The organism is Pseudomonas chlororaphis, assembly GCF_001921865.1.
In the GTDB taxonomy this organism is placed as follows: Bacteria; Pseudomonadota; Gammaproteobacteria; order Pseudomonadales; family Pseudomonadaceae; genus Aquipseudomonas; species Aquipseudomonas chlororaphis_D.
Genome location: NZ_MSCT01000009.1, coordinates 396,135 through 411,317, shown reverse-complemented (window position 1 = coordinate 411,317; position 15,183 = coordinate 396,135). Strand labels below are relative to the sequence as shown.

The 15,183-nt window shown below is 65.8% G+C and carries 17 protein-coding genes; 10 read left to right on the top strand and 7 right to left on the bottom strand.

Going from position 1 to position 15,183, the window contains the following annotated elements; translation table 11 throughout:
* Positions 1 to 26: 26 nt before the first annotated feature.
* Positions 27 to 596, bottom strand: coding sequence for a hypothetical protein (locus BTN82_RS11890; RefSeq protein WP_261792953.1), 570 nt, complete (start codon positions 594 to 596; stop codon positions 27 to 29).
* Between the two features lie 128 nt (positions 597 to 724).
* On the opposite strand from BTN82_RS11890, the gene BTN82_RS11885 reads away from it, so the two are divergent.
* The 6 genes from BTN82_RS11885 to BTN82_RS11860 are packed head-to-tail and all read left to right on the top strand — an operon-like array spanning position 725 to position 6,779.
* A complete protein-coding gene (locus tag BTN82_RS11885) occupies positions 725 to 3,628 on the top strand; it encodes a monovalent cation/H+ antiporter subunit A (RefSeq protein ID WP_075119310.1) in 2,904 nt (967 codons plus the stop codon).
* Positions 3,628 to 3,972 (top strand): Na+/H+ antiporter subunit C, encoded by a 345-nt coding sequence (locus BTN82_RS11880; protein ID WP_075119309.1) that lies wholly within the window; start codon positions 3,628 to 3,630, stop codon positions 3,970 to 3,972. The genes BTN82_RS11885 and BTN82_RS11880 overlap by 1 nt, the downstream gene beginning before the upstream one ends.
* Positions 3,969 to 5,654, top strand: a complete 1,686-nt coding sequence (locus BTN82_RS11875) for a monovalent cation/H+ antiporter subunit D (protein WP_075119308.1) — start codon at positions 3,969 to 3,971, stop codon at positions 5,652 to 5,654. Before BTN82_RS11880 ends, BTN82_RS11875 begins: the two co-directional genes overlap by 4 nt.
* Positions 5,651 to 6,139 (top strand): Na+/H+ antiporter subunit E, encoded by a 489-nt coding sequence (locus tag BTN82_RS11870; protein ID WP_075119307.1) that lies wholly within the window; start codon positions 5,651 to 5,653, stop codon positions 6,137 to 6,139. The genes BTN82_RS11875 and BTN82_RS11870 overlap by 4 nt, the downstream gene beginning before the upstream one ends.
* Positions 6,136 to 6,414, top strand: coding sequence for a K+/H+ antiporter subunit F (locus BTN82_RS11865; protein ID WP_075119306.1), 279 nt, complete (start codon positions 6,136 to 6,138; stop codon positions 6,412 to 6,414). Before BTN82_RS11870 ends, BTN82_RS11865 begins: the two co-directional genes overlap by 4 nt.
* Complete coding sequence (locus BTN82_RS11860) at positions 6,411 to 6,779, top strand: Na+/H+ antiporter subunit G (RefSeq protein WP_075119305.1); 369 nt, start codon at positions 6,411 to 6,413, stop codon at positions 6,777 to 6,779. Before BTN82_RS11865 ends, BTN82_RS11860 begins: the two co-directional genes overlap by 4 nt.
* 127 nt (positions 6,780 to 6,906) lie before the next feature.
* Here the strand turns inward: BTN82_RS11860 and BTN82_RS11855 are convergent, their stop codons facing one another.
* Positions 6,907 to 7,344: a DUF3995 domain-containing protein gene (locus BTN82_RS11855; protein ID WP_075119412.1), complete on the bottom strand. Its 438-nt coding sequence runs from the start codon at positions 7,342 to 7,344 to the stop codon at positions 6,907 to 6,909.
* 97 nt (positions 7,345 to 7,441) lie between these two features.
* Here BTN82_RS11855 and BTN82_RS11850 point away from each other — a divergent pair, with 97 nt between their 5' ends.
* Positions 7,442 to 7,828, top strand: coding sequence for a DUF2946 domain-containing protein (locus BTN82_RS11850; protein ID WP_075119304.1), 387 nt, complete (start codon positions 7,442 to 7,444; stop codon positions 7,826 to 7,828).
* 229 nt (positions 7,829 to 8,057) lie between these two features.
* Positions 8,058 to 10,193 carry a TonB-dependent receptor gene (locus BTN82_RS11845; protein WP_075119303.1) on the top strand — a complete coding sequence of 712 codons (2,136 nt, stop codon included), beginning with the start codon at positions 8,058 to 8,060 and terminating at the stop codon, positions 10,191 to 10,193.
* Between the two features lie 168 nt (positions 10,194 to 10,361).
* Here BTN82_RS11845 and BTN82_RS11840 read toward each other — a convergent pair whose 3' ends face one another.
* From BTN82_RS11840 to BTN82_RS11830, 3 genes are all read right to left on the bottom strand, one after another.
* Positions 10,362 to 11,378 carry an ABC transporter substrate-binding protein gene (locus BTN82_RS11840; RefSeq protein ID WP_075119302.1) on the bottom strand — a complete coding sequence of 339 codons (1,017 nt, stop codon included), beginning with the start codon at positions 11,376 to 11,378 and terminating at the stop codon, positions 10,362 to 10,364.
* 118 nt (positions 11,379 to 11,496) lie between these two features.
* On the bottom strand, positions 11,497 to 11,694 hold the full coding sequence (locus BTN82_RS11835) for a hypothetical protein (protein ID WP_075119301.1): 198 nt from the start codon (positions 11,692 to 11,694) through the stop codon (positions 11,497 to 11,499).
* The gene (locus BTN82_RS11830) at positions 11,691 to 12,140 is read right to left on the bottom strand and encodes a hypothetical protein (RefSeq protein WP_075119300.1); all 450 of its coding nucleotides are present in this window, start codon (positions 12,138 to 12,140) and stop codon (positions 11,691 to 11,693) included. Before BTN82_RS11830 ends, BTN82_RS11835 begins: the two co-directional genes overlap by 4 nt.
* 554 nt (positions 12,141 to 12,694) lie before the next feature.
* Here BTN82_RS11830 and BTN82_RS11825 point away from each other — a divergent pair.
* Both BTN82_RS11825 and BTN82_RS11820 read left to right on the top strand, forming a co-directional pair.
* A complete protein-coding gene (locus BTN82_RS11825) occupies positions 12,695 to 12,925 on the top strand; it encodes a hypothetical protein (protein ID WP_075119299.1) in 231 nt (76 codons plus the stop codon).
* A 66-nt stretch (positions 12,926 to 12,991) separates the two neighbouring features.
* Entirely contained in the window at positions 12,992 to 13,387 is a 396-nt protein-coding gene (locus BTN82_RS11820; RefSeq protein WP_081375446.1) for a hypothetical protein, read from the top strand.
* Positions 13,388 to 13,412: 25 nt separating this feature from the next.
* Here the strand turns inward: BTN82_RS11820 and BTN82_RS11815 are convergent, their stop codons facing one another.
* Both BTN82_RS11815 and BTN82_RS11810 read right to left on the bottom strand, forming a co-directional pair.
* Positions 13,413 to 13,631 carry a hypothetical protein gene (locus BTN82_RS11815; RefSeq protein ID WP_075119297.1) on the bottom strand — a complete coding sequence of 73 codons (219 nt, stop codon included), beginning with the start codon at positions 13,629 to 13,631 and terminating at the stop codon, positions 13,413 to 13,415.
* 159 nt (positions 13,632 to 13,790) lie between these two features.
* On the bottom strand, positions 13,791 to 14,897 hold the full coding sequence (locus tag BTN82_RS11810) for a methyl-accepting chemotaxis protein (RefSeq protein WP_410002807.1): 1,107 nt from the start codon (positions 14,895 to 14,897) through the stop codon (positions 13,791 to 13,793).
* Positions 14,898 to 15,183: the final 286 nt, after the last annotated feature.

Sequence of the window (15,183 nt, the reverse complement as noted above, 5' to 3'; positions counted from 1 at the left end):
GCGACCGGTTGCCCCGACAAAGGGAGCTAGCGTGGCAAGGATTCGACAATGGCCGCCAGCTCCTGCCGCGAGAGCTGGCCGGCCTGCACCGCGGCAATGACGTCCTCCCGTGTCACGGAAGAACCTGGGGCATTTCCGGGATCAATATTCTCCAGCCACAGCGGGCTGATCCGCGCTTGCCCCGGCCACAACGCATTGGGCAGCGCTTCCTGGGCGATCCGGCCCTTGTGATAGAAGTAGGCCAGGTAGCGGCTGTGCCCCTCGGCAAAGCTCGTGTCGTAAAAAAGCACCGCCCCGGCGGGCAACCCCGTCCCCTGCCCCTCGATGGACAAAGGCTCCAGGATCTTGAAGCTCGGCATCCAGGCAGCAGGCCCGGCAAGCGTCAGCCACAGCCAGGCCATCCAGCCGCCCAGCGCCATCAGCAACAGGCCGATCAGGGTTTTGCGGGCAGTTTTATAGACAAATGTTCCGAGCGTCATAACCAACCTGTCTGCATCCTCTTCGAGCAGGCCATTCCAGATCGGGCGCGACGATAACATTGCTCCTGCCTGTTTGCGCTCCTGCGTACCCGGCGAATAGCAAAGACTGTCGGGCAAGCTCGGTTTTTTCCCCTACCTTGAATGCGGGTCGAGGAAATTTTGTAGGATCCTGCCACAGCTTCAAGGTTGGTGATCACCGAGTCGGCACGTATGATGCATCACAAATTCCCGCAGATTAGAAGCCTATGTCCCTGATAGTTCTACTGCTTCTGCCTTTCATCGGCAGCTGTCTGGCGGCATTGCTGCCGCACAACGCACGTAATACCGAGTCCCTGCTGGCAGGCCTGGTCGCTTTGGCCGGCACCGTGGCCGTGGCCCTGATGTACCCGCAGATCGCCCATGGCGGGGTCATTCGTGAAGAATTCAACTGGTTGCCCAGCCTGGGGTTGAACTTCGTCCTGCGCATGGACGGTTTCGCCTGGCTGTTCTCGATCCTGGTGCTGGGCATCGGCACCCTGGTGTCGCTGTACGCGCGCTACTACATGTCGCCGCAAGACCCGGTACCGCGCTTCTTCGCGTTTTTCCTGGCGTTCATGGGCGCCATGCTCGGCCTGGTGATTTCCGGCAACCTGATCCAGATCGTGTTCTTCTGGGAACTGACCAGCCTGTTCTCCTTCCTGCTGATCGGTTACTGGCACCACCGCTCCGACGCCCGGCGCGGCGCCTACATGGCGCTGATGGTCACGGGCGCCGGCGGCTTATGCCTGCTGGCGGGGGTCATGCTGCTCGGCCATGTGGTCGGCAGCTACGACCTGGATCAGGTCCTGGCTGCCGGAGAGACCATCCGCGCCCACGCCCTCTACCCCATCCTGCTCCCGCTGATCCTGATCGGCGCCCTCAGTAAAAGCGCTCAGTTCCCCTTCCATTTCTGGCTGCCCCACGCCATGGCCGCGCCGACGCCGGTCTCGGCCTACCTGCACTCGGCGACCATGGTCAAGGCCGGAGTCTTCCTGCTCGCCCGCCTCTGGCCGTCGCTGTCCGGCAGCGAAGAATGGTTCTGGATCGTCGGCGGCGCCGGGGCCGCAACCCTGGTGCTCGGCGCCTACTGCGCGATGTTCCAGAACGACCTCAAGGGCCTGCTGGCCTACTCGACCATCAGCCACCTGGGCCTGATCACCCTGCTGCTGGGCCTGAACAGCCCGCTGGCCGCGGTGGCCGCGGTGTTCCACATTCTCAACCACGCCACCTTCAAGGCCTCGCTGTTCATGGCCGCCGGCATCATCGACCACGAAAGCGGCACCCGCGACATCCGCAAGCTCAACGGCCTGGTCAAGCTCATGCCGTTCACCGCCACCCTGGCCATGGTCGCCAGCGCCTCCATGGCCGGCGTGCCGCTGCTCAACGGCTTCCTGTCCAAGGAAATGTTCTTCGCCGAAACGGTGTTCATCAATTCCACCGCCTGGGTCGAGGCCGCCCTGCCGGTGATCGCCACCGTCGCCGGGACCTTCAGCGTCGCCTATGCCCTGCGTTTCACCGTGGACGTGTTCTTCGGCGAACCGGCCACCGACCTGCCGCATACGCCCCACGAGCCGCCGCGCTGGATGCGCGCGCCGGTGGAGCTGCTGGTGTTCACCTGCCTGCTGGTGGGGATCTTCCCCGCGCAGATGGTCGGCCCGCTGCTGGCCGCCGCGGCGTTGCCGGTGGTCGGCGGCACCCTGCCCGAATACAGCCTGGCGATCTGGCACGGCCTCAACGCACCGATGATCATGAGCCTGATCGCCATGTCCGCCGGCATCGTGCTCTACCTGCTGCTGCGCAAGCCGCTGGTGGCCGGCCGCTTTGCCTATCCGCCGCTCATTGGCCGTTTCAACGGCAAGCGCCTGTTCGAGCGCAGCCTGGTGAGCATGATGCGCCTGGCCCGGCGCCTGGAGCGGCGGATCAGTACCAAGCGCCTGCAGACCCAGCTGTTCCTGCTGGTGCTGGTGGCCGTGCTGACCGGCCTGATCCCGATGCTCTACAGCAGCCTGAGCTGGGGCGACCGGCCGAAGATCCCCGGCTCCATCGTCTTCGTCACCCTCTGGCTGCTGGCCATCGTCTGCGCCCTGGGCGCCGCCTGGCAAGCCAAGTACCACCGCCTGGCGGCCCTGACCATGGTCAGCGTCTGCGGCCTGATGACCTGCGTGACCTTCGTCTGGTTCTCCGCGCCGGACCTGGCCCTGACCCAGCTGGTGGTCGAGGTGGTGACCACGGTGCTGATCCTCCTCGGCCTGCGCTGGCTGCCGCGGCGGATCGAAGACGTCTCGCCGCTGCCGAGCAGCGTGCCCAAGGCGCGCATCCGCCGTTTGCGCGACCTGTTGCTGTCGGTCGCGGTCGGCCTGGGCATGGCCGTGCTGTCCTACGCCATGCTGACCCGCCAGACCCCCAACGATATTTCCTCGTTCTACCTGAGCCGCGCCCTGCCCGAAGGCGGCGGCAGCAACGTGGTGAACGTGATGCTGGTGGACTTCCGCGGCTTCGACACCCTGGGCGAGATCACCGTGCTGGCCGCCGTGGCCCTGACCGTGTTCGCCCTGCTGCGCCGCTTCCGCCCGCCCAAGGAAAGCATGCAGTTGCCGGCCCAGCAGCGCCTGCTGGCCCCCGACGTGGTCACCGACCTGGTCAACCCGCGCCAGGCCAGCGACACCGCCCTGGGCTTCATGATGGTGCCGGCGGTGCTGGTGCGCCTGCTGCTGCCGATCGCCCTGGTGGTGTCGTTCTACCTGTTCATGCGCGGCCACAACCAGCCGGGCGGCGGTTTCGTCGCCGGGCTGGTGATGTCGGTGGCGTTCATCCTCCAGTACATGGTCGCCGGCACCCAGTGGGTCGAGGCCCAGATGAGCCTGCGGCCGTTGCGCTGGATGGGCACCGGCCTGCTGTGCGCCACCCTGACCGGGCTCGGCGCCCTGGCGTTCGGCTATCCGTTCCTGACCACCCATACCCTGCACCTGGAGCTGCCGCTGCTCGGTGATATCCATATCGCCAGCGCGCTGTTCTTCGACGTCGGCGTGTATGCCGTGGTGGTCGGCTCGACCCTGTTGATCCTCACCGCGCTGGCGCACCAGTCGGTGCGGGCCCAAGTCAAACCCCAAGCCAAGCCAGGAGCCGCCTGATGGAAGAAGTCATTGCAATCGCCATTGGTGTACTGGCAGCCTCCGGCGTCTGGCTGGTGCTGCGCCCGCGGACCTTCCAGGTGGTGATGGGCCTGTGCCTGCTGTCCTACGGGGTCAACCTGTTCATCTTCAGCATGGGCAGCCTGTTCATCGGCAAGGAACCGATCATCAAGGACGGCGTGCCCCAGGACCTGCTGAACTACACCGACCCGCTGCCCCAGGCACTGGTGCTCACCGCCATCGTCATCAGCTTTGCCATGACCGCGCTGTTCCTGGTGGTGCTGCTGGCCTCCCGGGGCCTGACCGGCACCGACCATGTGGACGGCCGGGAGCCTAGAGAATGAGCCTGATGCCGCACCTGATCGTCGCGCCCATCCTGCTGCCGCTGCTGACCGCCGCGACGATGCTGATGCTCGGCGAGAAACACCGCCCGCTCAAGGCCCGGATCAACCTGTTCTCCAGCCTGCTCGGCCTGGGCATCTCCTCGCTGTTGCTGTACTGGACCCAGCAGAGCGGCGTGCCCGGCTCCGTCGGCGTGTACCTGCCGGGCAACTGGCAGGTGCCGTTCGGCATCGTGCTGGTGGTCGATCGCCTGTCGGCGCTGATGCTGGTACTCACCGGGATCATCGGCGTCAGCGCCCTGCTGTTCGCCATGGCCCGCTGGGACCGTGCCGGCGCCAGCTTCCACGCGCTGTTCCAGATTCAGCTGATGGGCCTGTACGGCGCCTTCCTGACCGCCGACCTGTTCAACCTGTTCGTGTTCTTCGAGGTGCTGCTGGCCGCCTCCTACGGCCTGCTGCTCCACGGCTCGGGGCGGGCGCGGGTGTCCGCCGGGCTGCACTACGTGGCGATCAACCTGCTGGCGTCCTCGCTGTTCCTGATCGGCGCGGCGATGATCTACGGCGTCACCGGCACCTTGAACATGGCCGACCTGGCGCTGAAGATCCCGCTGGTGCCGGAGGCCGACCGCGGCCTGCTGCACGCCGGCGCGGCGATCCTGGCCACCGCGTTCCTGGCCAAGGCCGGCATCTGGCCGCTGAACTTCTGGCTGGTGCCGGCCTACTCCTCGGCCAGCGCGCCGGTGGCGGCGATCTTCGCGATCATGACCAAGGTCGGCATCTATACCCTGCTGCGCCTGTGGACCCTGCTGTTCTCCGGCCAGGCCGGGGCCTCGACCTACTTCGGCGGCGACTGGCTGATCTACGGCGGCATGGCGACCATCGTCTGCGCGGCCCTGGCGATCCTCGCCGCGCAGCGCCTGGAGCGCATGGCCAGCCTGAGCATCCTGGTCTCGGCCGGGATCCTCCTGGCGGCGATCGGTTTCGCCCAGCCCAAGCTGATCGCCGGCGCGCTGTTCTACCTGGTCAGCTCGACCCTGGCGATGAGCGCGCTGTTCCTCCTGGCGGAACTGATCGAGCGCTCGCGCTCGGTCAACGAAATCCCCCTGGACGATGAGGCCGAGGCCCTGCCCCGGCCCATGGAGCCGCTGCAACCGCCGCGGGGCAGCAACCTCGACGACGAACAGAAAGTCGTGGTCGGCCAGGTGATTCCCTGGACCATGGCCTTCCTCGGCCTGAGTTTCATCGCCTGCGCGCTGCTGATCATCGGCATGCCGCCATTATCGGGCTTCATCGGCAAGCTGAGCCTGATCGGCGCCCTGCTCAACCCCGACGGCCTGGGCCAGGCCAACGATGCGCCGTTGTCCGGCGCGGCCTGGGGCCTGCTGGCGCTGCTGATCCTCTCCGGCCTGGCGTCGCTGATCGCCTTCTCGCGCCTGGGCATCCAGCGTTTCTGGAGCCCGGAAGAGCGGCCGTCGCCGCTGCTGCGGCGCTTCGAGTGCGTGCCGATCATCGCCCTGCTGGGCCTGTGCCTGCTGCTGACCCTCAAGGCCGAGCCGCTGCTGCGCTTCACCCAGGCCGCCGCCGACAGCCTCAACGACCCGCAACAGTATGTGATGGCCGTGCTCGGCACCCGGGCGATACCGAACCCCGAGGCCCAGGCCGCGTTGCAGGAGGTGCAGCCATGAAACGTCTGTTCCCCGCCCCCTGGCTGTCGCTGGCGCTGTGGTTGCTGTGGCTGGTGCTGAACCTCTCCGTGAGCCCCGGCAACCTGCTGCTCGGTGCGCTCCTGGGCTTCTGCGCGCCGCTGATGATGCGGCCGCTGCGCCCGCTGCCGATCCGCATCCGCCGCCCGGCGACCATCCTGCGCCTGTTGCTGGTGGTGGGCCGCGACGTGCTGCTGTCGAACCTCGCCGTGGCCTGGGGCGTGCTCAACGCCAAGCGCCGGCCGCCGCGCTCGGGCTTCGTCAAGATCCCCCTGGACCTGCGCGACGCCAACGGCCTGGCCGCACTCTCGACCATCACCACGGTGGTGCCAGGCACGGTGTGGTCCGAGCTGGCCCTGGACCGCAGCATCCTCTTGCTGCACGTATTCGACCTGGACGACGAGGCCGCCTTCATCCAGCACTTCAAGGCGACCTACGAGCGTCCGTTGATGGAGATCTTCGAATGAGTCCCCTGCTCGCCAATGCGATCCTGCTCAGCCTGTTCCTGTTTTCCGTGGCCATGGTCCTGACCCTGGTCCGGCTGTTCAAGGGTCCTTCGGCCCAGGACCGGGTCCTGGCGCTGGACTACCTGTACATCCTGGCGATGTTGATGATGCTGGTGCTGGGCATCCGCTACGCCAGCGACACCTACTTCGAGGCGGCGCTGCTGATCGCCCTGTTCGGCTTCGTCGGCTCCTTCGCCCTGGCCAAATTCCTCCTGCGTGGCGAGGTGATCGAATGAATGCCGTCAGCGAACTGTCGTTGTGGGTCGAGATACCGGTGGCGATCCTGCTGGTGCTCAGCAGCGCCTTCGCGCTGATCGGCGCCCTGGGCCTGCTGCGCATGAAGGACTACTTCCAGCGCATGCACCCGCCGGCCCTGGCCTCGACCCTGGGCGCGTGGTGCGTGGCCCTGGCCTCGATCCTGTATTTCTCGGGGCTGAAATCGACGCCGGTGCTGCACGCTTGGCTGATCCCGATCCTGCTGTCGATCACCGTGCCGGTGACCACCCTGCTGCTGGCGCGGGCGGCGCTGTTCCGCAAGCGCATGAACGGCGACGATGTGCCGGCGGAAGTCAGCAGCCGGCGCAGCGAAAGCGGCAGCTGAGGCATCCCGCACACACCGCAAAACCTGTAGGAGCCAGCTTGCTGGCGATGCGGATCTCGCCGTGGGTCAGGCTGGACACCATCGCGAGCAAGCTCGCGCCTACAGGGAGCCGCAGGCGCCGCTTCGCTCAGTTCCAGGCCACTACCAGCAAACCCGCCCCCAGCACCACGCACAGCGGCGAATAGAACAAGGTGTCCAGGCGGGCGAACTGTGAGCTGCTGACTTCCTTGAAGAACCCCACCAGGTTGGAGTCGCCGATGGCCCGGGCGAACATCAGCACGGCGATTGCGCTGATCGCCCATTGCAGCGACGGGTGGCTGACCGTCGGCAGGTACAGCCCGACCCGCAGGCACACCAGCATGGCGATCAACAGCAAGCCCACCGCCACCAGCAGGGTGACGAAGCCCGAAGGCGTGAAGGCCGGTTGCAGTTCGCCCGGCGTCCTGCCCGGCACCTGGGGAATCACCGCCTCGCTGCCGCGCTTGCCGCCGGCGGCCCAGTACAGGTGCATCAGGCTGATCAACAGGAAGGCTCCCGCCATCCCTTGCGCGATCAAGACATTCATCTGCAAACGTCCCTGGCAAAAAATGTTGCTGAAGAATGGACCCACTCGCGCGTTTTTGTAAGTACGTTCGTCGCCTGCAATGCTAAAGTGCCGCCCCATGAAATTCGCCCGAACCGACCGCTCGCTCGTTGCCTGGATGCTCTATTGCTGCGTCCTGTTCAACGTGTTCGCCTGCAGCATCGGGCACGGGCAGATGGTCGGCCAGCAGCTCAACGGCATCGGCGGCCAGTTCTGTACGGTGGACCCGCGCACCCAGGCACCGGTCTCCTCCAACCCTGTCGACGAATCGCTGCCGACCCTGTCCAAGGCCTTCGGCTGCCCGCTGTGCTCCACCGGCGGCATGGGCCCGGCGTTCAACTCCAGCCTGACCCTGGCGGTGCTGCCGCAGCACCACGGCCCGCCGCTGGCGCCGCGCTCCAACGCCGACATTCCCGCCCGCTTCATCTGGCCCGCGGCCCATCCGCGCGCGCCGCCTTTCGCCTGAGTCTTTTGCCCTTGTCATCAGCCCACCCCGTGCCCATGCACGGCATCAGGGTCTGTACGAAAAGTCGGCGAGCGAAGGTCAGGCAAGGCAAAAACAGGCGAGGAAGCGGAGTGTAGGGGCCTACATGAGCATTCCGAGCCTGTTTTTAACGCAGCATGGCCGAGCGCAGCCACTTGTCGTACAGACCCTGCCGTGGGCTGCTTCCTAGCCAAGAATTCAGGACGTACCGATGAAACACATCCCCCTGCTGGCCAGCCTGTGCGGCTGCCTGTCCGTTTCCGCCTGGGCGCAATCGAGCGTCGACCTGGCGCCGATCACCATCGACGGCGACCAGCCGACCGATCCTGGCCTGGCCCTCGACCAGTCCAGCGGCATGGCCTCGCGCCTGGGCTTGAGCGTGCGCGAGACCCCGGCCTCGGTGGCCGTGGCCAACCGCAACGATATCGAGCGGCGCGGCGCGCAGAACTTCCAGGACGCGGCCAACGCCCTGCCCGGGGTCAACGCCAGCGCCCCGCCGGGGTTCGGCGGCTTTGTCTCGTACCGTGGCTTCACCAGCAGCCAGATCACCCAGATGTTCAACGGCATCAACGTCTCCAGCGGCCTGGCGCGGCCGGTGGATGCATGGATCTACGACCGTGTCGAACTGCTCGGCGGCCCTTCGTCGCTGGTCAACGGCGCCGGCTCCGTGGGCGGCTCGCTGAACTACGTGACCAAGCTCGCCGACCGCCAGGAACGAGCGATCGAGGGCCGCGTCAGCTACGGCACCTACGACACCACCGAAACCGCCTTCGGCCTCAACCACGCCCTCAGCGAGGCCGGCGACGACGTGCAGCACTACGCCCGCCTCGACGTCAGCCACAACACCAGCAACGGCTACATCGACCGCCAGGAACGCGACGCCTGGAGCCTGGCGTTTTCCCTGCTCAGCGACCTGACCCCGGACCTGTCCCACACCCTGGCCGTGGAATACCAGGACGAGCACGAGGACAGCCCGTACTGGGGCACCCCGGTGCTCAACCCCAAGGCCGGCGAGTTGAAGATCGACAAGCACAACCGCTTCAACAACTACAACGTCGAGGACGGCCGCTACGAGCAGCGCACGGTCTGGGTGCGCTCGATCGTCGACTACCGGATCAACGACAGCACCAGCCTGCGCAACACCCTCTACCACCTGGACAGCCAGCGCGACTACCGCAACCTGGAAACCTACCAGTACAACGCCGACAACAGCCTGGTGAACCGCTCCACGGCCTATCAGGTACGGCATCAGGGCGAGCAGAACGGCAACCAGTTCGAACTGCGCCACGACAGCTCGATCTTCGGCCTCGACACCACCTGGTCCGGCGGTTTCGAGTACAAGGTCAACCGCACCACCAACTCGCCGCTCAACGTCAAGGCGGCCAACAGCGTCGACCCGAACGACTACCGGCCGGGTCACTTCTACGACCTGCCCGGCACGCGCCAGGGCTTCGTCGCCGACAAGACCAACGAGGTCACCACCAAGGCGCTGTTCGTCGAAAACCGCCTGGCCCTGACCGACCAATTGGCGCTGCTCACCGGCCTGCGCTACGACGACATCGACCTGGACGTGACCAACCACCGCGAGGTGACGGCAAGCAACCCACGCCACGTCAAGCGCAGCTGGGAGCCGGTGACCGGGCGGGTCGGCCTGACCTACCAGTTCCTGCCCAGCGCCAATGTCTACGTGCAATACAGCACGGCCGCCGAGCAGCCCGGCAGCACCACCCAGGACTTCGACGTTTCCACGGGCAAGCAATGGGAAGTGGGCAGCAAGTTCGACTACCTGGACGGTCGCGGCTCGGCGACCCTCGCGGCCTACCGTATCGAGCGCAAGGACTTCGCGGTGACCGACCCGCTGGACCCGACCCTGAGCATCCCGGTGGGCCAGCAGACCTCCAAGGGCATCGAAGTGGCGAGCTCCTTGCGGGTCACGCCCAAGCTGCTGCTCGAGGGCAACTTCGCCTGGGTCGATGCGCAGTACGACGAGTTCACCGAGAAGAATGCGGCGGGCGTGGTGGTGTCGCGCAAGGGCAACACCCCGACCAACGTGCCGGACCGGGTCGGCAACCTGTGGCTGACCTATGACCTGGCGCCGCAGTGGCAGGCCGGGGTGGACGCGCGTTATGTGGCCTCGGTGTACGCCGACACGGCCAACACCATGACCGTGCCCTCCTACACCCTGTACGGCAGCTTCCTGACCTACAAGCTCGACAGCCACACCTCAATCACCGGACGGGTGCGCAACCTGACCAACGAGGTCTACGCCGAGTTCGCCCATGTGTCCCCGGCCTACTACCTGGGCACGCCGCGGACCTTCGAGCTGGCGGTGCAGAGCCGCTTCTGAAAACGCCACAAAACCTGTAGGAGCCAGCTTGCTGGCGATCCGGACACCAGGGTGTGACAGATGCACCGCCATCGCGAGCAAGCTCGCTCCTACAGAAATGGGCGAAACGACACGGGCCTGTAGGAGCGAGGCTTGCCCGCGATGACGTCCTCCCGACCACACACAACCTCACTCCAGGCCGGCGCTCACCTTGTCGGCCACATCCTCGGGCAGCCACGCCCGCCACACCTGCGGATAGGCCTTGAGGAACGCCTGCGCCGCCTGCCGCGGCGGCGTGTGCTTCTCGCTCATCTCGGCCAGCGCCTGGTTCAGCGGCTCGATCGGCAAATCCACCTTGGCGAAGAACCCGGCGATCTGCGGGTACTGCTGCTGGAACGGCGCGGACACGCCGATGGACAGCTTCGAAGCCAGCGAGCGCGTGGGCCGCGGGTTGGGGTTGTCGGCGTCGGTCAGGGTCTTCCAGGCGTCGGCGTCGAACGGTGGCTCTTGCAGCTGGATCAGCTTGAAGCGGCCGAGCAACGGGGTCGGCGACCAGTAGTAGAAGAGGATCGGCTGGCCGCGACGGATCGCCGAAGTGATCTCCGCGTCCAGCGCCGCGCCGGAACCGCTGCGAAAATTCACGTAGCTGTCGCTCAGGCCGTAGGCCTTGAGCTTCTGCTTGTTCACCACTTCCGAGGTCCAGCCGATGGGGCTGTTGAGAAAGCGCCCCTTGCCCGGGCTTTCTGGGTCCTTGAACACGTTCTTGTAACGCGCCAGGTCGGTGACGCTGCGCAGGCCCGGCGCCAGCGGCTCGATGCCCTTGGCCGGGTCGCCCTTGATCACGTATTCCGGCACCCACCAGCCTTCGGTGGCGCCCTTGACCGTATCGCCCAGGGCCACGACCTTGCCTTCGGCTTCGGCCTTGATCCACACCGGGCTGCGCCCGGCCCACTCTTCGCCGATGACCTGGATGTCGTTGTTGGCCAGGGCGGTTTCCAGGGTGATGGTGGTGCCGGGCAAGGTGTCGGTCGGCAGGCCGTAACCCTGCTCGACGATGATCCGCAGGATATCGGTGATCAGGCTGCCGCTTTCCCAGTTCAGGTCGGCGAAGTGGATCGGCGCCTGCGCCGCCGAAGCGCCGGCGGGCGCCAGCACAATACCCAGGCCGAGCAGCGCGCCGCCCAGCAGTGTCCGCAGTCCTTTCATGCCTGTGCCCCTCTGGCTGTTCACAGCGTTGCAGGATGGTCTCGCGGCCTGGGACCGCAAGCCTCTGTCTATTTAAGTCATCTGACTGTAGTAGAGGTTCCTGCTTTCGACGGGGACTTCAGTTTTCGCCCTGCTCCTGCAGGTGCTGCAACTCGCGGCGCACCATGCTGGCGAATTCCGCCGGCTTCAACTCATACAACTGCGAAGCCACCCAGGCCAGCCAGGCCCCTTGCAGCACGGCCTTGCGCGCGAACAGGCGCTGGGCCTCGGCGCGGGCGCGCTCGAGATGCTGCCGATGGAATGCGGCGCGGCTCACTCGCTGGCCTTGAAGCTCACCAGCTCGCCCTTGCGCCATTTGGCGGCCTTGCCGGTCACTGATTTCAGGGTCTTGGTCAGGCCTTCCTGCAACTGTTGGTGGGCGGCGAACACCGTCACCACGCTATGGCCTTCCTTGAACAGGATGGCGTGGCCGTCGGCGGTCGTGACGAAGGCGTATTCCCCCAGGCCGTAGACCGTCAGCTTGATCTCGCGAAAACGGATTTCGAACTTGCCGCCTTCGCGGCTGGGCAGCACCGCCGCGCGGAAATGATCGCCGACCTTGAGTTCCAGGCGCGGCTTGTCGTCGACGACCAGCGCCGTCTCGGTATCGATTTCAGCGATGTAGATGCCTTCCGGCGACTGTTCGGCGATATAGACGAAACGGGACTGAAACTGTTTCACCAGCTTTGCGCGCAAATCGCCCAGGACGAACAAAGCATGCATATCAAGATTACTTACTGCCAAGGAAAAGTCCCCGAAGCTGAAAATGACTCTGCCCGCATAAACGACGGACAGCAGAAAAAGGCGGCCGGACAACGGCGCCGTCACTCCACATAAAAACCATTCGAAAAAAGCCCCACCCGCCGACACGTAGACGCAAACACCGGTGTGCCTCCCCCATGAAGACGGGAAGAGCTACCGGACCGTTTGGCCCGCATCAAGCGCTGAAGAAAGTGGTTCCAAGCCGCCGAGAACGCTGCGCACTCTCTGTCGATCGGGACATTGCGCGATCCTGTCGTCACCTTTCATGGGACGGGAGTGCTACAGGTAAACATCAATCTCTGACTGCCGGGGCAATTCTAGAGCAACTTTATGTATTCAGACCAACCCATGCACGGGCAAATTGCGGAAAAAAACCGCGCCGTGGGCCCAATCGGCCGCCAATATGACCTGGCTCAGCCGTCGACAAGCGATTGCTGCCATACTGCCGCGACCCTCGAAGCCCCGGCCGGCGGCCGATGCTTCAACCACCCAGCACCTGCAGAGGACGGCCCGACGTGACGGAATTCGATATCGGCGAGTTTTTCATTTATGGCGAAGCCCGGGACGTCGAAGGCGAGTTCCAGGCCGTGATCGTGATGCGCGCCAAGCCGCCGCTGCGCAGCGTGAGCTGCCACCAAGTGGAAAAAGACCGCTGGTTCAAGACCGTGGAGCAGGCCGAAACCGCCGCCCGGGAGGCCGCTCGCGCCCTCAAGCAGGCCGTCGACCAGGGCGCCCTGAACGCCTGACAAGCGGACGGTAAAGGATTGCCGCGCCCGACCGACATATTGGCGAGCCTTCATTTAAAGAGCGCCATGATGATCGACCTCAATCCCCCTGCCCGCCTGTCTTCCCTGGCCGAGTTCGCCCTGCCGGGCGCGGCGGGCAGCGACAGTACCGTGAGCGACCCGTTCGACCTGCCCACGGCCATCACCCGCGCGACCAACGCCGCTCCCGACGGCGTGCTGGAAGCGAAAAAGAAACGCGTCAAAATGCTGCGCAAACAGATCGAGCAACTGCAACAACGGGTGCGCAAGGCCAACGAGCGCCTGGGCATGGTGCAAAGCGCCGCCCGGCACCGCGGCACACAGGCCCACCAGCAAGCGCTGTCCGCCGCCAGGGCCCAGGCCCAGGCCGCCAGCAGCGCGCTGTCGATGGCCCAGGTGGCGTTGTTCCAGGCGGAAAGCGCCCTGATCGGCAGCGCCGTCTGACGGCTCGGCCAGCGACAAGAACGCCTCAGGCCGAACGGCTGAAAACCGGGTGGCCGACCTTGTCCCGCTCCAGTTGCGCGACCCACGACGCCTGGCATTCCAGGGCTTCGTCGCGGCTGGCGAACGGCGCGCCGCGGCACTCGCCGTTGACCAGCACCACCCAGCACACATTCAGCCCGACCGCGCGAAAGGTGGCCGGTACACCGCTGCCAATCATCACTGCGACATCGACTTTGCTTTGCATGAGGACTTCTCCAGAAAACTAGTTAGCTAGCTAACAATGTTGGCCATGTTAATCAGTTCCCTTGCTGGGAAAAAGCCATCCCTTGCACAGCTCAATTGCAGGGTCGGTAACAATGGCCACCGGCCATAACTTAGCGACCCCAAGGTTAAGCGCGGGTTATCACGAGGCCTGCTGCGGCTTGTAGCCCAGGCGCAGGCCGCCCCAATGCCGGCCCTTGACGATGATCGGCACCGACAGGTCGTGCATCAGCTCGCCGGTATCGCGGGTGTAGGTCTGCAGCAACAGCGCCTGCTGATGGCTGCCGCAGCGGATTCCGGTGCGGTCCTCGAACTTGCGCTTGGTGCGGTTGTGCAGGGTGTCCACCTGCGGATCGCCGGTCAGCGGCTGCGAGAACGCCTTGTTGTGGGTCGGCACATAGCCCTGGGGCGTGCAGGCGATGGCGAACACCAGGCCTTCGTGGCGCGCCAGCAGGGGCTCCTGGATTGCCGGCAGCACCTGATCGGCGTAACGGTCGAAGCGGGTCTGGTATTTCACCGGATGGGTATTGGCGATCGGCTGGTAGCTGCGGTCGAACAGATCGTCGGGGCTGACGCGGTTGGCATCCAGGTCCGCCTCGAACTGCTCGGCGATACGCCGCGCGCCGTCCTGGGCCAGTTCGTAGATGCGCTGGTGATAGTCGTCCAGGCCAACCTCGGCCAGGCGTTCGCTGATGATTTCCGCCTGCCCTTCCATCTGCACCGCCGCCTCGGCCAGACGGCGGGTCTGCTGCTCGCTGACCGCCAGGTCGCCGCGTACCTGCTCCACGGCGTGGAACAGGCTGTCCAGTTGCTGGCGATTGGTCTCGGCGCCGCGGGCGATCTCGCCGACCTGGCTTTCGACGCCGGCCGCCAGCCGGGCAATGTTCTGCAAATGCTCGCCGGTGTGCTCGACCTGCTCCACCCCGGTGCCCAGCTCGTCGGACAGCTGGCGGATCTGCTCCACCACCTGGGCCGTGCGCTGCTGGATGTCGCCGACCATCACCCCGACCTCCTCGGTGGCGGTGGCCGTGCGCCCGGCCAGGCCGCGCACCTCATCAGCCACCACGGCAAAACCGCGCCCGTGCTCGCCGGCGCGCGCCGCCTCGATGGCGGCATTCAGCGCCAGCAGGTTGGTCTGGCTGGCGATCGACTGGATCACCAGCGCCACCCGCTGGATGTCTTCGCTGCGCTGGCTCAGGGCTTCGATCAGCTCGCGGCTGTTGCTCGCGTTCTGGCTGAGGCGATGCATGCGGCTGATGGATTCGCCCAGCACCGCGCTGCCTTCGGCGCTGCTGCGGTGGGCTTCGCTGGCCGCGCCCAGGGCCTGCTGGCTGAGCTGCGCGGCGAGCTGCTCGGTGTGGATCATCGCCTCGGCGCTGCTGACGATGCGCGCCGCCGAATCCAATTGCGATTGCACCCGGGCCGCCAGTTGCCGCACCGAATAGGCCACGCCGGCGGCGGCCAGTGCGTTATGGCTGGTGCTATGAGACAAATCGCGAGTCAGCGCGGCGATCTCGCCGCGATCGGCCACGCTC

Coding starts and splice junctions, on each gene's coding strand:
- BTN82_RS11885 (WP_075119310.1), top strand. CDS start 725: ATGTCCCTGATAGTTCTACTGCTTCTGCCTTTCATCGGCAGCTGTCTG.
- BTN82_RS11880 (WP_075119309.1), top strand. CDS start 3,628: ATGGAAGAAGTCATTGCAATCGCCATTGGTGTACTGGCAGCCTCCGGC.
- BTN82_RS11875 (WP_075119308.1), top strand. CDS start 3,969: ATGAGCCTGATGCCGCACCTGATCGTCGCGCCCATCCTGCTGCCGCTG.
- BTN82_RS11870 (WP_075119307.1), top strand. CDS start 5,651: ATGAAACGTCTGTTCCCCGCCCCCTGGCTGTCGCTGGCGCTGTGGTTG.
- BTN82_RS11865 (WP_075119306.1), top strand. CDS start 6,136: ATGAGTCCCCTGCTCGCCAATGCGATCCTGCTCAGCCTGTTCCTGTTT.
- BTN82_RS11860 (WP_075119305.1), top strand. CDS start 6,411: ATGAATGCCGTCAGCGAACTGTCGTTGTGGGTCGAGATACCGGTGGCG.
- BTN82_RS11855 (WP_075119412.1), bottom strand. CDS start 7,344: ATGAATGTCTTGATCGCGCAAGGGATGGCGGGAGCCTTCCTGTTGATC.
- BTN82_RS11850 (WP_075119304.1), top strand. CDS start 7,442: ATGAAATTCGCCCGAACCGACCGCTCGCTCGTTGCCTGGATGCTCTAT.
- BTN82_RS11845 (WP_075119303.1), top strand. CDS start 8,058: ATGAAACACATCCCCCTGCTGGCCAGCCTGTGCGGCTGCCTGTCCGTT.
- BTN82_RS11840 (WP_075119302.1), bottom strand. CDS start 11,378: ATGAAAGGACTGCGGACACTGCTGGGCGGCGCGCTGCTCGGCCTGGGT.
- BTN82_RS11830 (WP_075119300.1), bottom strand. CDS start 12,140: ATGCATGCTTTGTTCGTCCTGGGCGATTTGCGCGCAAAGCTGGTGAAA.
- BTN82_RS11820 (WP_081375446.1), top strand. CDS start 12,992: ATGATGATCGACCTCAATCCCCCTGCCCGCCTGTCTTCCCTGGCCGAG.
- BTN82_RS11815 (WP_075119297.1), bottom strand. CDS start 13,631: ATGCAAAGCAAAGTCGATGTCGCAGTGATGATTGGCAGCGGTGTACCG.
- BTN82_RS11810 (WP_410002807.1), bottom strand. CDS start 14,897: ATGCATCGCCTCAGCCAGAACGCGAGCAACAGCCGCGAGCTGATCGAA.